Source organism: Streptomyces sp. NPDC089424, assembly GCF_044749345.1.
In the GTDB taxonomy this organism is placed as follows: domain Bacteria; phylum Actinomycetota; class Actinomycetes; order Streptomycetales; family Streptomycetaceae; genus Streptomyces.
Window position 1 is genome coordinate 501,928 of the sequence record NZ_JBIVHU010000002.1, and the last position, 14,455, is coordinate 516,382.

15 protein-coding genes are annotated in these 14,455 nt (G+C 71.4%); 9 read left to right on the plus strand and 6 right to left on the minus strand.

Features of this window, described 5'->3' with window-relative positions:
* The first annotated feature begins 643 nt into the window (after window positions 1-643).
* The 4 genes from ACIP2X_RS09930 to ACIP2X_RS09945 all read left to right on the plus strand — a co-directional run bounded on the left by ACIP2X_RS09930 (window position 644) and on the right by ACIP2X_RS09945 (window position 4,492).
* Window positions 644-1,708, plus strand: a complete 1,065-nt coding sequence (locus ACIP2X_RS09930; protein WP_401669893.1) for a hypothetical protein — start codon at window positions 644-646, stop codon at window positions 1,706-1,708.
* Window positions 1,709-1,943: 235 nt separating this feature from the next.
* On the plus strand, window positions 1,944-2,651 hold the full coding sequence (locus tag ACIP2X_RS09935; protein WP_401669896.1) for a VanZ family protein: 708 nt from the start codon (window positions 1,944-1,946) through the stop codon (window positions 2,649-2,651).
* A 73-nt stretch (window positions 2,652-2,724) separates the two neighbouring features.
* Window positions 2,725-3,420 carry a response regulator transcription factor gene (locus ACIP2X_RS09940; protein WP_401669899.1) on the plus strand — a complete coding sequence of 232 codons (696 nt, stop codon included), beginning with the start codon at window positions 2,725-2,727 and terminating at the stop codon, window positions 3,418-3,420.
* On the plus strand, window positions 3,413-4,492 hold the full coding sequence (locus ACIP2X_RS09945; protein WP_401669902.1) for a sensor histidine kinase: 1,080 nt from the start codon (window positions 3,413-3,415) through the stop codon (window positions 4,490-4,492). The genes ACIP2X_RS09940 and ACIP2X_RS09945 overlap by 8 nt, the downstream gene beginning before the upstream one ends.
* 54 nt (window positions 4,493-4,546) lie before the next feature.
* Here the strand turns inward: ACIP2X_RS09945 and ACIP2X_RS09950 are convergent, their stop codons facing one another.
* Window positions 4,547-5,503, minus strand: coding sequence for a LysR family transcriptional regulator (locus ACIP2X_RS09950; RefSeq protein ID WP_401669904.1), 957 nt, complete (start codon window positions 5,501-5,503; stop codon window positions 4,547-4,549).
* A gap of 124 nt (window positions 5,504-5,627) precedes the next feature.
* Between ACIP2X_RS09950 and ACIP2X_RS09955 the strand changes: the two genes are divergently transcribed.
* The 5 genes from ACIP2X_RS09955 to ACIP2X_RS09975 all read left to right on the plus strand — a co-directional run bounded on the left by ACIP2X_RS09955 (window position 5,628) and on the right by ACIP2X_RS09975 (window position 10,050).
* A complete protein-coding gene (locus tag ACIP2X_RS09955; RefSeq protein WP_401669907.1) occupies window positions 5,628-6,320 on the plus strand; it encodes a type 1 glutamine amidotransferase domain-containing protein in 693 nt (230 codons plus the stop codon).
* Between the two features lie 43 nt (window positions 6,321-6,363).
* Window positions 6,364-7,821: an MFS transporter gene (locus ACIP2X_RS09960; protein WP_401669909.1), complete on the plus strand. Its 1,458-nt coding sequence runs from the start codon at window positions 6,364-6,366 to the stop codon at window positions 7,819-7,821.
* 122 nt (window positions 7,822-7,943) lie between these two features.
* Complete coding sequence (locus tag ACIP2X_RS09965) at window positions 7,944-8,744, plus strand: SDR family NAD(P)-dependent oxidoreductase (protein ID WP_401669912.1); 801 nt, start codon at window positions 7,944-7,946, stop codon at window positions 8,742-8,744.
* Between the two features lie 132 nt (window positions 8,745-8,876).
* Window positions 8,877-9,119 (plus strand): DUF5133 domain-containing protein, encoded by a 243-nt coding sequence (locus ACIP2X_RS09970; RefSeq protein ID WP_401669914.1) that lies wholly within the window; start codon window positions 8,877-8,879, stop codon window positions 9,117-9,119.
* A 493-nt stretch (window positions 9,120-9,612) separates the two neighbouring features.
* Window positions 9,613-10,050, plus strand: a complete 438-nt coding sequence (locus ACIP2X_RS09975) for a YidB family protein (RefSeq protein WP_401669916.1) — start codon at window positions 9,613-9,615, stop codon at window positions 10,048-10,050.
* 67 nt (window positions 10,051-10,117) lie between these two features.
* Here ACIP2X_RS09975 and ACIP2X_RS09980 read toward each other — a convergent pair whose 3' ends face one another.
* The 5 genes from ACIP2X_RS09980 to ACIP2X_RS10000 all read right to left on the minus strand — a co-directional run bounded on the left by ACIP2X_RS09980 (window position 10,118) and on the right by ACIP2X_RS10000 (window position 14,453).
* The gene (locus ACIP2X_RS09980) at window positions 10,118-11,743 is read right to left on the minus strand and encodes a cytochrome bc complex cytochrome b subunit (RefSeq protein ID WP_401669919.1); all 1,626 of its coding nucleotides are present in this window, start codon (window positions 11,741-11,743) and stop codon (window positions 10,118-10,120) included.
* A 186-nt stretch (window positions 11,744-11,929) separates the two neighbouring features.
* Window positions 11,930-12,271, minus strand: a complete 342-nt coding sequence (locus ACIP2X_RS09985; protein WP_401669921.1) for a hypothetical protein — start codon at window positions 12,269-12,271, stop codon at window positions 11,930-11,932.
* Between the two features lie 47 nt (window positions 12,272-12,318).
* On the minus strand, window positions 12,319-13,674 hold the full coding sequence (locus tag ACIP2X_RS09990; RefSeq protein WP_401669923.1) for an NAD(P)/FAD-dependent oxidoreductase: 1,356 nt from the start codon (window positions 13,672-13,674) through the stop codon (window positions 12,319-12,321).
* 90 nt (window positions 13,675-13,764) lie between these two features.
* The gene (gene tpg, locus ACIP2X_RS09995) at window positions 13,765-14,325 is read right to left on the minus strand and encodes a telomere-protecting terminal protein Tpg (protein ID WP_401669925.1); all 561 of its coding nucleotides are present in this window, start codon (window positions 14,323-14,325) and stop codon (window positions 13,765-13,767) included.
* A 2-nt stretch (window positions 14,326-14,327) separates the two neighbouring features.
* Window positions 14,328-14,453, minus strand: a complete 126-nt coding sequence (locus tag ACIP2X_RS10000) for a hypothetical protein (protein WP_401669927.1) — start codon at window positions 14,451-14,453, stop codon at window positions 14,328-14,330.
* Between the last annotated feature and the right edge of the window lie 2 nt (window positions 14,454-14,455).

Here is a 14,455-nt window from a genome sequence, read left to right on the forward strand (position 1 = left end):
GCGCCCATGTGCGTTTGCGTGCGGATCGGTCCCCGGCCTACGGATGCGAGGGGGTACGTGATCCCGCTCTGGACGCTTCGCAAGACATCAGGGACGCCTGGCTGGAGGCCTCCCTGCGGGTGTTCGCCGACGTCACCGATCCCGCGGACGCGCCTCCGTGTCCTGCTGGGACTGCCCACCTCCCGCGCGTCTTACCCGCGGCGCCTGCACGGACTACTGGAGAACACCATCGCATCCGCCCGGGCCCACCCCGACCAGCACATCCGTCGCTGGGCCGCCGCCGCAGCGCGGTCCGAGCCCGGCCCATGAATACCCGGGCAGTCACAGGGCAGCCCCGAATTGCCCGAGCGTCAAAGCGACGCGCCTGCGTGGTGGGGGTGAGTTCCCGTTGAGGGACCAGTTCCTCGACGCCGTCGGCGACTGTCCGCAGTGGACGGGTCCAGCGCGGACGACCAGGGCCCCGCGACCGATACGGACCGGCACCCGAAACGGCCGACGGGCCGACGGCCGTTGCCTTGTCGCGTGGGCGTCACGGTGAGGCAACACCATGCCGACGTGGGTCAGTTGTGCGCCGCGGCAGGCTCATCATGGTCGTGAGTCCAGGGGGCGACGCAGCAGGGGGGCCGGGGCCATGGAGTTCACCGTGGGACGCATCAGACGGCGAGGGCAACTCTGTCTGGTGGCAGGGGCGTTGGGGCTCGCCGGGGGCCTGGTGTGGTTCCTCGTCGGCGACGCCGTCGACGGCCCTTTGGGCGTGACGCTGTACGGGGTAGTCGCCTCGCTGACGGGCGTGGCGTACCTCTGGAAGGCCCGGCGGCCGTTCAGGCTGCGCGTCGACGGGTTCGGGATCACGCTCCACGACGCGGAGCTCGCCTGGGAGCAGATCGACAGGGTCGCCCTGTGGCATCCGCCGAACACCGGTGAGAACAGCGTGGACACCAAGCCTCCGAAGCCGCACCTCCGGCTCTGGACGGCACCCGGCGTCACACTGTCCCGCAGACCCGATCACACATTTGACGGGCTGCCGCGCTACACGATCGTCGACTGCGGCGACCTCGACCAGAGCGTCTCGGCGCTCACGGCGGAACTCGCCCGCCACGGCGGTGCCCGCTTCGAGACCGCCCCACGCACCGTCCGCCTGCCCGTCCCGGTGACCCGGTCGGGCCCCGAACGCCGGATTCCCGGCGGCGAACACCACTTGGCCCCCAGAAGCCGGGCAGGAGTCTGGACGGCCTTCTGGGCGGCGTCGGCCGCCGTGTGCACCTTCCTGCTGGTGCAGTTCGTCGTCCACCAGCGCCTGATCGGCCCCTTCGCGCTGCTCCCGGTCGCCACGATGGGCACGCTGCTGTCCTGGCCCCTGGCGGTGCGCTACTTCCAGCGGTGGCGCAGGCCGCTGCGGCTGCGCGTCGGACCGGAAGGCATCGGGATGCGCAAGGTCGCGAAGCAGGAGCTCTTCCTCTACTGGGACGAGATCGCCGCGGTGACGATGGGGCCGGAACCTTTCAGCAAGGACGCCCGGCCCTGGCTGGTGGTGTGGCTCCTGCCCGGCACCACGCTGCGCGCCGCGCCGACGCATCTGGTCGACGGGCATCAGGCGTACGCCCTGGTCCGCGTGGACCGGCTGCCAGGAGGCGCCCCAGCGGTCCGCGACGCGGTCCAGCCCTACGCCGGGGAGCGCTACAGCGAGCCGCTCCGCCCGCCTCTGTGACGGTGCCGCCGGGTGCGACGTCGGACTCCCGTGCCCCCCACGGGGTTCAGCGCGCGGCAGGGAACGCGCTCCGGACCCAGTCGGTGAATCCGGTCCAGCCGACTCCCGGATGGGCCGCATGCAGTGCGGGGACGTCGACCTGGTAGCCGACCATCGGCGTGGAAATCCCGTGTATCGCGGGCGTATCGAGAATCCGATACGCCACGGCAACCGCCCGCCACATCCAATGGGGGCCATGAACGACGACGCTTCCCTGTCCGCACCGCCGTCCCGCCGCACACGCAGGATCGCGCTGCTCGGTCTGGTGGTCCTCGGCGTGGCGGGCGCCGCGTTCGTCCCGCTGCGGCCGCTCACGATGGCCGCTCCGAGGTGCATGGCCGGGCGGTGGCACGGCTGTTACGACACGTTCAACGGTGTGGTGCTGATGACGTTGGTGGCGTTGCCGTTGGCCGCGCTGGTGGTGTCGGCTCTGGCGCTGCGTCGGCGTGCCGCGGGCGTCGCGTCGGCGTGGCGGATGTCGCTGGCCGAGGTGGGCATGGTGCACGGGACCGTGCCGTTCCTGTGGATGACCATGATGCCGGGCGCCGAACCCGGCACCGCTCCCGCGCGAGTGAGTCTGGTGCCGCTGCGGGACCTGCTGATGATGGGGCCGGGCGGGATCGTCGGCAACCTGCTGGTCTTCGCCTCGGTGGGGTTCTTCGCCCCGATGCGCTTCGCGGCGCTGGCATCGGCGCCGCGGGTCCTGGCACTCGGGGCGGGCTGCTCGGTCCTGGTCGAGACCGCGCAGTACGCGCTGCGGCTGGACCGGGTGTCCTCCGTGGACGACGTACTGGTGAACGCGACCGGCGCCGTGCTCGCGGCGCTGGCGTCGCGCCCCTGGTGGCGCGCCAGGGCGGCGGCGCCGTCGGAACGGCCGCGCTCGGCGTTCGCGCCGACGGGCTGAGGCGCGGGCCGGTGTGCGCCCGCCCTCTGCGACGCATACGCCGACGACACGCGGCGTTGCTTAGGCTGCCGGCATGCGCGTACTGATCGTGGAGGACGAGCCGTACCTCGCCGAGGCCGTCCGTGACGGTCTCCGGCTGGAGGCGATCGCCGCCGACATCGCCGGCGACGGCGACACCGCCCTGGAGCTCCTCGGTGTCAACTCCTACGACCTGGCGGTCCTCGACCGTGACATCCCCGGCCCCTCCGGCGACGAGGTCGCCCGGCGCATCGTCGCTTCCGGCAGCGGCATCCCGATCCTCATGCTCACCGCGGCCGACCGGATCGACGACAAGGTGACCGGGTTCGCACTCGGTGCCGACGACTACCTCACCAAGCCGTTCGAGCTGCGCGAGCTCGTCATGCGGCTGAGGGCACTCGACCGCAGGCGCGCCTACGCCCGCCCCCCGGTACGCGAGATGGCTGGCCTGCGGGTGGACCCGTTCCGCCGGGAGGTCTTCCGCGACGGACGCTATGTCGCGCTCACCCGCAAGCAGTTCGCCGTGCTGGAGGTTCTCGTCGGCGCCGAAGGCGGGGTCGTCAGCGCCGAGGAGTTGCTGGAGCGGGCCTGGGACGGGAACGCCGACCCCTTCACGAACGCCGTACGCATCACCGTCTCGGCGCTGCGCAAGCGGCTCGGCGAGCCCTGGATCATCGCCACGGTGCCCGGCGTCGGCTACCGGATCGACGGCCGTACGGACCCCTTCTGTCCCGGTGACGCCCATGCGTAGACGTCCAGGGCTCAGCGCCCGCATGAAACTCACCCTCAGCTACGCCGGTTTCCTCGCCGTCGCCGGCGCCCTGTTGCTGGCGGTGGTGTGGGTGTTCCTGCTGCGCTACGTACCCGACACCCAAAGGGGCCTCCTCGGGGTCGCGCCCAACCGCTACCTCCTGGTGCGCACCTTCGCCCCCGCCGCGGCCATGGCGATGGTCTTCCTGCTCGTGTTCGGCCTCGCCGGGGGATGGGTCCTCGCCGGCCGGATGCTCTCCCCGCTCACACGGATCACGGCAGCGGCACGGACGGCCGGGAGCGGGTCGCTGTCCCACCGGATCCGCATGGAGGGCCGTCAGGACGAGTTCCGGGAACTCGCCGACGCGTTCGACACCATGCTCGAACAGCTCGACGCGCACGTGGCCGAGCAGCAGCGGTTCGCCGCGAACGCCTCCCACGAACTGCGCACCCCGCTGGCCATCTCGCAGGCGCTGCTCGACCTCGCCCGCAGGGACCCCACACGGGACCAGGGCGAACTCGTCCGACGCCTGCAAGCCGTCAACACGCGCGCGATCGACCTCACCGAGGCCCTCCTGCTGCTCAGCCGCAGCGACCGGGGGACGTTCACCCGCGAGAGCGTCGACCTCTCCCTCGTCGCGGAGGAGGCCGCCGAGACCCTGCTCCCCTTCGCGGAGCAGCGCGCGATCACACTCGACGTCACCGGCGGTGCGACACGCACCAGCGGCTCGGCGGAGCTCCTGCTGCGGATGATGACGAACCTCGTCCAGAACGCCGTCGTCCACAACCTCCCGACGGGCGGCACCGTCACGGTCCACACGGAGGCGCAGGGCGACGCGAGCGTGGTCCGGGTCGAGAACACGGGGCATCCTCTCCCGGCGGAACTGGTGCCGACGCTCACCGAACCCTTCCAGCGCGGGACGGAACGCGTGCGTACCGACGAGCACGCGGGCGTCGGCCTGGGGCTGGCCCTCGTGCACAGCATCGTCCGCGCCCACGGCGGGACCCTCGACCTCGCTCCCCGCCCGGCCGGTGGTCTCCTCGTCGCGGTCCGGCTCCCGGGCACGCGGTAGGCCCCGCCGGCAGCGTCCGAGGGAGCCCGCCCCGTGGGCGCTCTCCAGCGGCCGTCACCACTCGCGGGCCGCGCTCAGCAGGCGCTCGCGCACCGCCGTGACATGAGGGCGCGGCAGGGCGCCCGCCCGCTGGACCAGGAACCCGGTGTTGATGGGAGCGTCCTCGGGGCTCAGCAGCAGGACGAGCCTCCCGGCGGCAAGGTCGTCCTCGCACAGGTAGCGCGGCAGGACGGTCACCCCTGACCCGGCGGCGACGCAGGAGCGTACTCCGCGCAGATCCGGAACGACGACGGCGGGACGTGCGGACAGCCGGGACCGGAAGACGTGGCGCCAGTAGCGGCGCAGGATCGGCAGGTCCTCGGCGAACGCCACGAGCGGGACGTCGCGCAGCGGCTCCGGGTCGTCGCAGGTGAGCGGCCCGATCCGCCGGGCCCAGGCGGGCGCGGCCACGAGTACGAACTCCTCGTCCATGAGCGGCACCGCCGACATGGCGCGGCCCCGTGGCCGTACGGCCGACAGGACCAGGTCGAAGCGCCCGGCCTGGAGGCCCGCGAGGAGGTCGTCGGCCAGCCCGGTGGTGACGCGCAGCCGGACACCGTCCGCGACCAGCGGAGCGAGGGCGGGCAGGGCCAGCTGCGAGAGCATGTCGGCGGGCCCGGCCAGATGCACCGGCTCCGGAAGCGCCGGCACACCCGGCCTCCCCCGGCTCGCGACCGTGGCCAGCGCGTCGAGGGGCGCGGCGACCTCACCGGCCAGCGCGTCGGCGACCGTGGTCGGGGCCACCCCTCTGGGCAGGCGCTCGAACAGCTGCCGGCCCAGCTCCGCCTCCAGGGCCTGCAGTTGGGCGCTCACGGTGGGCTGGGAGATCCCCAGCTCCCGGGCCGCGGTCGTCAGGGAACGGGCCCGGTACACGGCCAGGAATGTCCGCAGCAGACCGAGGTCCAGGGGCCCTCTCCCCGCTGGATGTGCTCCGGGACCGGCTTCGGAGCCATCAGATTTCCGATCGTTCATATCGGACTTCCCATTGGTAGGCGGATGGATACGCGACCTAGTGTCGTCGATGTTCCACCGCCGGTCCACCGGCGCCCTCCCCCGCCTGGGCAACGGCGGGACCCGCACAAGGAGCACGACAGACATGGCTGAGATCCTCATGGTGATCACCGGCGCCGATCACCTGACGTTGACCGACGGCACCGAGCACCGCACCGGCTACTGGGCCGAGGAGTTCACGGCGCCGTACCGGGCCTTCGTCGAAGCCGGACACCAGGTGTCCGTGGCCACTCCGGGCGGCGTCCGCCCCACCGTCGACCCCGTCAGCCTCCAGCCGGAGTTCAACGGCGGTCCGGACGGGGCAGCCGCGGTGGCGGCCGTGCTGGACTCCACCGCCGCACTGCGCAGCCCGCTGGCCCTCGCCGATGTCGACGCCTCCCGCTACGCCGCCCTCTTCTACGTCGGCGGGCACGGCCCCCTCCAGGACCTGGCGCAGGACGGTGACTCCGCGCGGCTGCTGCGCACCGCCCAGCTCACGGAGACGCCGCTGGGGGTCGTGTGCCACGGCGTCGCGGCGCTGACGGCCACGGAGGAGGACGGGGCCTGGCCGTTCGCGGGCTACCGGCTCACCGGCTTCAGCGCGGCGGAGGAGAAGCAGACCGGCCTCGCCGACCGGCTGCCCTGGCTGCTGGAGGACCGGCTCGTGGAGCTGGGCGCCGAGTACTCGGCCGCCGAACCCTGGACGCCGCACGTGGTCGTCGACCGGGGTCTGCACACGGGGCAGAACCCGGCCTCCTCGGCATCGCTGGCCGAGGCTCTCCTCCGGACCATCGGCTGAGCGCGCGGACCTGGCGCTCCCGGACCCTCAGAAGTGCGTCCTCATGACCACGCCGTGCAGACAGACCCCCTCCACCCCTCCTCCCCTCACCGTGCGCCGCGTCGAAGGGCGGGGCCTCGTCCTGGCGTTGGGCCTCGGCGCCGTGGTCGTGTCGATGATGCAGACCCTGGTGGTACCGGTACTCGGCACCATCCAGCGGGATCTGCGCGCACCGGCCGCCGACGCGAGCTGGCTGACCACGGCGACCCTGCTGTCGGCCGCCGTGTGCACGCCCCTGCTCAGCAGGATGGGAGACCGGTACGGCAGGCGGCCGGTCCTCATCGGCGTCATGGCGGTCACCGCCGCGGGATCCCTGCTGGCCGCCCTCGCCGAGGACCTGCCCCTGCTGATCGTGGGACGGTTCCTGCAAGGGGTCTCGACCGCGGTATTCCCGCTCGCCCAGGCGGTGCTGCGCGCGGAACTGCCCGCCCAGCGCCTCCCCGCGGCCATGGGCACGCTCAGTGGCGGCCTCGCGCTCGGCACCGGCTCGGCACTGGTCGGCGCGGCCCTGCTCACCCGGGGGGACACGCCTGACTTCCACGGCGTCTTCCGGCTGGCGACGGCCGTGTCCGTACTGAGCCTGGTGGCGATCGTGGCGTACGTTCCCCCGTCCCGGTCGGCGAGCGGCGCGGGAACGGACTGGCGAGGCGCCGCGGGACTGACCCTCACGCTCCTCCTGCTGCTGCTCCCGCTGTCGCGCGGTGGTGTGTGGGGCTGGACCTCCGGCTGGACACTCGGGTGCCTGGCCGCGTGCGGGGTGGCCGCGACGATCTGGGCGCGAGGGGAGCGCTCCGTACCGCACCCGTTGATCGACATGGACGTGCTGGTCCACAGGCCGGTCCTGCTCGCCCACCTCGCGGGGCTGCTGCTGGGATTCGCGATGTTCTCGCAGTTCATCCTGGTCTCGGCGCTGGTTCAGGTGCCGCCGTCGGCCGGCTACGGCTTCGGCGCCTCCGTCCTCGATGCCTCGGTGCGGTACCTGCTGCCCTCCTCGCTGGCTTCCCTGGCGGCCGCGCAGGTGGCGGGCCCCTTGATGCGTCGTGGCGGACCGCGACCCACCCTCGCCATCGGCTCCGTCACCGGTGCCCTGGGCTTCGCGCTCCTCGCGGGCTGCCACGGCAGCAGCGCGGCCGTCCAAGTCTCCGGCGTGCTCGTGGGCGTCGCGATCGCGTTCGGCTTCGCCGCACTTCCGGCCGCTCTGATGGCACTGGTGCCGCCCGCGCACACGGCGGTCGCCAACGGTGTGAACTCCGTGGCCCGTTCGGTGGGCAGCGCGGTGGCGGGTGCCTTGGTGGCCGTGCTCGTCGCGGCGGGCGAGCAGGGTCGTCCGCCCGCCGAGTCCCGCTTCACCGCCTGCTTCGCGCTCGCCGGCGCCGCGCTCCTGCTGATCGCCGTGCTCGCCGGTCCGGGCATGGCCCCGGCCCCCGCGGACCGGCGGCGTGCGACGCCGCGAGATCCATGACCGCACCGAGCCCGGAACGGCCCTCGTCGACGTCACCCCGGCTCGACCCACCTCCCCACATTCCGGCGGCACATGGTGACCGCCCACACCGCCCACACCGCCCACACCGAAAGGTGCACGACATGGCAACCATCCTGATCACCGGCGCCTCCGACGGCCTCGGCCGGGCCCTCGCGGAGGACCTGGCCGCCGACGGCCGGCACACCCTGCTGCTGCACGGCCGCGACGCCGCCCGGCTCGCGGAGGTCGCCGCGAGCACCGGCGGCCGGCCCTACCAGGCCGACTTCTCCTCGCTGGCCGAAGTCCGCCGTCTGGCCGACGAGATCGCCGCGGCGCACGGCCGGCTCGACGTGCTCGTCAACAACGCGGGCGTCGGCTTCCACGCCGAGGGCACCCGGCGGCAGACCTCCGAGGACGGCCACGAGATGCGCCTGGCCGTCAACTACCTGGCGCCGGTCGTCCTGACCCGGGCGCTGCTGCCGCTGCTGCGCCGGGCGGCGCCCTCCCGCATCGTCAACATCGCCTCCACGGGTCAGCAGCCGGTGGACCTCGACGATCCCCAACTCACCCACGACTACACCGACGTGGCCGCCTACTGCCGTTCCAAGCTGGCCCTGATCTGCCACAGTCTGGACCTCGCCCAGGAACTGTCCGGCAGCGGCATCACCGTCAACAGCCTGCATCCCGCGACGTTCATGCCGACCACCATGTCCCGGCACACCGGCATGGACTTCGTCGACTCACTGGAGCAAGGGGTGGCCGCGACCCGGCGTCTGGTCGACGACCCCGACCTGGCCGGGGTGACCGGGCGGTACTTCGACGGCCGTCAGGAGAGTACGGCGGCGGCCGAAGCCTACGACGTCGGCTACCGGCGCCGACTGGCCACCGTCACCGACTCCCTGCTCACGGATCCACATGCATAGACCACTCACCACGGGGCACTTGCGAACTGCTCGGAGTCGCGCAGCCGCGTGAGGTCCCGCTTCCAGCCGGTTCCTCACGCGAGTGCCGTCCCGCTCGCGAGCTCCACCTTGGGAACTGAGAGAGGACTCGCCGTGATCCTTCCTGCCGAGAAGGAACTGCGTGCAGCGCTGGCTCGACTCGCTCGGGCGCGCATCCGACACGACGTCCTCCCCACCGGTCCCACGAGCCGCGCTCTGGAGGACGCCTCGTACACGCTCTGCGTGATGACCGGCGTGCGCACCGTCGAGCAGGCGGTGCTCGCGGCGGACGCCCTCCTACGGCAGTACCGCGCCGACCAGACGACCACGCAGGACGACGAGACGCTGGCCGCATAGGAGCGACCGCCTCGGCGCGGCGCAGGGCCCCGGCTCGGGAACTGGGCGTGGTGGTGGTGCGTCCGTGGGGGCGTGAAGGAAGAGATCAAGGGCATCGTCGGCGTTCCGTACTCAGGTGCTTGGTAGGGGGCCCACCAGTTGGTCCCCAGAGCCCCAGGGCAGTCGCTCCGACGGTGACCAGGGCGGCGAGCCACGGACGACGGAACGAACGCAGGGTGAGCATCCATGCGGCGAACGGCACCGCGGCGCCGCCCGCCGCGACGAGTGGCAAGTCGATGTAGAGCACGCCGAGGTCCCGGTGGATCCCCTCGAACCCACCCTCCACATTGACCCGCGCCAGCGGTGTCCAGACGAGCAGCCACTGAGCGGGCGGACCCTGGCGGGGAGCGCTCCGCGTCCGTGTCCCGGGAGGTCCGTTTGCGACCCGCGCGGGCTGCGCTGATCGTGAAGAGACGTGGAGGTTTCTCCTCCTCCCCCACGGAAGGAGCGCTTCATGACGAGCAACGATCTTGGCTCTCTGATCGGCGGTCTGCTGGGCGGCGGCCAGGGAGGCAGCGGCAAAGGTGGGAACATCCTCGGCGCGCTGCTGGGGGCGCTGACGAGCGGCGGCGGCGCCGGGGGCGCGAAGGCGGCCGGGAGCAGTGACAATCCGCTGGCCGGCCTGCTGGAGATGCTGGCGAGGAGCGGCCTGGCGGACCAGGCTCAGTCCTGGGTCGGCACGGGCGGCAACCAGACCGTCACCGGCTCTCAGGTCGCCAAGGCCCTGCCCGACGAGACGCTGCACCACGTCGCCGCGCGAGCGGGGGTCTCTCCGGAGCGGGCCGCCGACGAGATCGCGCAGGTGCTTCCCCCGACCGTCGACAAGCTCTCCCCCAACGGTCAGCTGCCGACGGGGTCGCTGGAGGACATCATCAAGCAGCAGCGACTCTGACGCGCCGGCCCGCGGTCGGCCCGGAGCGAACCGATGGTGCCGTCGTCCATCGCCCTTGGCGCGGATGTCAGGATCGGTGACGGGCGGTGATCTGCCGGTACTCGTCCGGCGTCGGCTTGGGGATCTGCGTACCCGGACCGTAGAGGGCTCGGCTGAGCCGGGCCCGCAGCCGCGCGGACACGGGCTGCCTGCGGGCCGCGCCGGGGCCGTCCCCGGCGGTGCGGGCCGTCAGCGGTGCGTACTGTTCATGTGCCGTGAGGGTGTACAGTTCCGCCCGACCGAGCGGTTGGTGCACCTCGACGTACTCCCCGTGCGGCAGCCGGCGGATCCTGCCGGTCTCCCGGCCGTGCAGCACCATGTCACGGTCCCGACGCTGGAGACCGAGAGCCCACCGCTTCGCCACCACGTAGGCGAGCGGCGGAGCCACCAGGAGGCCTATGCGGACGGCCCATGTCACCGCGTTCACCGACACGTTCAGTTGAAGGGCGATCACGTCGTTGGCGGCGCCCAGCAGGGCCACCCCGTACGCGGTCAGCCAAGCCGCGCCGAAGCCGGTACGCACCGGCCTGTTGCGCGGCCTGTCGAGGAGATGGTGTTCGCGGTCGTCTCCCGTCGCCCAGGACTCGATGAAGGGGTAGACGCCAAGTGCCAGGAAGAGTCCGGCACTTGCCAGCAGGGGGATCAGGTTGTCGAGGGCCAGCGTGTGGCCCCATGCGTCGATCTCCCAGCCGGGCATGACGCGCAGCAGACCGTCGGCGACGCCCATGTACCAGTCGGGCTGCGACCCCGCCGAGACCTGGTCCGCACGGTAAGGGCCGTACTGCCAGATGGGGTTGATCTGGGCGATCGCCGCGATGGTGAAGATCATCGAGGTGACCAGGAAGAAGTAGCCCGCCGATTTGGCGGCGTACACGCGAAGGGGCAGACCGACGACCTTCCGCTCGGTCCGGCCGGGTCCGGGGTACTGCGCGCTGCCCTGCCGCAGGGACAGGGCTATCTGTACGGCGATCAGGACGACCATCACCGCGGGTATGAGAAGGACGTGGATCGTGTGGAAGCGCCCTATCACGTCGTCGCCGGGGAAGCTTCCGCCGAACAGGAACATCGACAGGTAGGTGCCGACCACGGGTATCGACAGGAGCGTTCCGTTCACGACCGCCAGTCCGGTTCCGGACAGCAGATCGTCCGGCAGGTCGTATCCCGTGAGTCCGCCGAACATCCCGAGGACCAGCAGAAGCAGGGCGATGACCCAACTGACCTCACGTGGCATCCGGTAGGCGCCCGTGAAGAAGATCCGCATCACGTGCGTGAGCATGGCGGCGAGAAAGATGAGCGCCGCCCAGTGATGGGCCTGCCTGATCAGAAGACCACCGCGGACGTCGAAGGAGATGTGCATCGTCGAGTTGAAGGCCTCCGACACGATCTGCCCGCGCAGCGGCGCGTAACTGCCGTCGTACACCACGGGCGCCGAGGAGGGGTGGAAGTAGAAGGTCAGGTAGATGCCGGTCACGACGAGGATCACGAAGCTGTAGAGACAGATCTGCGCCAGCAGCAGGGACCAGTGGTCCGGGAAGACCCTGCGCATCAACGTCTTCTTCAGTTCGCCGGTCCCGAAGCGGAGCTCGAACCACCGGGAGACCTTGTTCCCCGCCCCACCCGTCCGCGCACCGGTCTCCGTGCTCGCGTTTCCCATATGTCACCACTCAACTCTCACCAGTGGAGGCACCGCGCACCGACGCCGCAGGGGGCCCGATGTGCCGTTCCCGTCACCTTTATGACCAGACAGCCCGCTTGTTTGTGACATGCACCGGCTTCGGCAGCACGGACAGAGGTCAGGAAAGCCGCGGATCCACGGGGCGAGGGAGGGGGAACGCGGGGGTCAGCGCGTCGAACCGAGGACCACGGCGACGACCAGTCCCATGATCAGGGTGATCACGATCATCGAGGTCCTGGTCCCCCGCAGCCATCGTCCGAAGCGCTGGTCGTGTCGTTCCTGCGCCGTTTCGAGGGCGGCGGTGATGTGGCCCGTGACCATGCGGGCGATGTAGCGCTGCTCTTCGAGGTACCACCGCTCGATACGGACCTTCTGCTCCCCCGTGAGCTCGGGTACGTAGGCGAGGAAGGCCGCCACGCGTCTCCTCGCGGCGGTCATGTGGGCCTGCCGGTACAGGTAGTGCTCGATGTCGTTCAAGCCGCGTACGGCCTCCTGATGCGGGTCCATGATGTGCTCCAATCAGGGAAGGGGGTGCGAGCGGCCCGCCGTGGCACTCACGCCGGCACCTGGTCGCCTCTGCGCCCCTCGTCGGGGCGTTGCGGATCACCACCGGTGACGAAGGCGTCCCGCGGGTGCTGGACGGAGGCCAGGGAGACGAGGTCCCTGCCGAACAGGGCGGCCGTGAGCCACACGCTGAGCACGCGGACCTTGCGCTCCCAGGTCGGCACGGCCAGGACGTGGTAGCCGCGGTGCATCAGCCACGCGGGAAGGCCCTTGATGACGATGCTCCTGTACTGGAAGATCCCCCGACCGAGGCCGAGCGTCGCCACGACCCCCAGGCTCCGGTGGCGGTACTGACGGACCTTGCCTCCGTGCAGGGTCGCCGCGATGTTCTTCGCGAGCAGCTTGCCCTGTCGTACGGCGTGCTGGGCGTTCGGCACCGTGTGGGCGCCCGGAACGGGCGACGCCAGGTCCGGGACGGCGGCGTCGTCGCCCGCCGCCCAGACGTCGGGGACCGGGTCGTTGTCGGTGCCGACGCGCAGATCCGGGCGGACCACGAGCAGGCCGCGCTGGTCGACGGGCAGGTCGGTGCGGTTGAGCACGACCGGGTTCGAGGCGTTGCCCGCGGTCCAGACGATCAGTGCGGAGTCGAACTCCTCGCCGCTGGAGAGCACGACGTGTCCGTCCACGGCCGACAGCAGCTGCGTGTTGAGGTGCACGTGGGCGCCTCGCCGTTCCAGGGAGCTGACCACCCAGGCGCCGGGCCCGCCCGTCACCTCGGGCAGAATACGGTCACGGGCCTCGACGAGGTGAAAGGACAGTTCGTCGAAGCTCAGTTCCGGATAGGACTTGAGCATGGCGGTCGCGAGGGACAGCAGCTCTCCGAAGCCTTCGACACCGGAGAATCCGCCGCCGACGAACGTCACGGTGAGCAGTTTCCGGCGCTCCGCTCCGGGCGGCAGCGACGCTGCCCGGTCGAAGGCGGTCAGCAACTGGTCACGGACGGCCACCGCCTCTTCCACGTGTTTCAGGCCGATCGCCTGCTGGGCGAGTCCCGGTATCGGGAAGGTGCGGGTGACCGCGCCCGCGGTGACCACCAGGGTGTCGTATCCGAGGCTGTACTCGGGTCCGCTCGCCGGCCGGACGACTACCGTTCGCTCCGCGTGGCGGATCCGGGTGACGCTGCCCGCGATGATCCGGGTGCCCGACAGGTGTCGCCGCAACGACACCGCGGCGTGGCGGGCCTCCACCGATCCCGCCGTCACCTCCGGCAGGAACGGCTGGTAGGTCATGTAGGGGCGGGGGTCCACGATCGTCACCCGCGCTTCGCCCTTGTGCAGCAGTTTCTCAAGGCCCCAGGCCGTGTAGAAGCCCGCGTAGCCCCCACCGACGATCAGAATCTCACGCATGATTCCCTCTGTTGGTTGTCTCACCAGGGAGACAAGGCGGGGCGCGGGCGTGTGACAGGCGCTGCCGCATCCGGCCTCAGGAGGGGTGCGTCAGAAGTCGAGATCCAGGTAGTCGATGTCGTTGATGGCGACGTCGGAGAGGCCGAGGGCCCGGCTGCCGCCGTCCTGGAAATACACGTCCTTGAATCCGTCGGCGATGATCTGCCGCATCTGCTGGTCGTCGGCGCCGGCCTCACGGGCGTCGAACAGGCGGCGCGCGTGCTCCGGGGGAAGGTGCACGGTGAGGCGGCGGAAACGGCCGTCGTCGGTGGTGCCGACCGGTGCGGTGTAGCCGAAGCGGGCCCGCGTCTCCACCGTGATGCCGCCCGTACGCGCGGCCTGGCGCTGCCGCCGCCTGCGGACGCCGGGCTGCCAGCGGCGCCGGACCGCGTCGTCGATCCTCGCGGCGACGTCGGCGCGCGCGTGCTTGCGGGCGCCGCGCCGGTAGCGATTGACGGAGTCGGCGGTGACCCCGATCTCCAGGGCGACGGCCTTGGCGCTGCCCAGCTGCTTGAGCAGGTAGCCGATCTTGCCCTTCAATGTCTTCGGCGGCTCCCGGGTGAACGACTCCCGCCCGGCCCGCTCGATCGCGTCCTCGATCTCGCCTGCCACGGTCAGCTCTCCTGAGGGGTGAGGTTCGGGCCGTCCGGGGTGAAGTGCCGGCCGCGCGCGTCGGCACGGTCCGGTGCCGGCTCCAACTCCGCGGTTTGCAGGGGCAGTACGACGATGTCCGTGCACACGG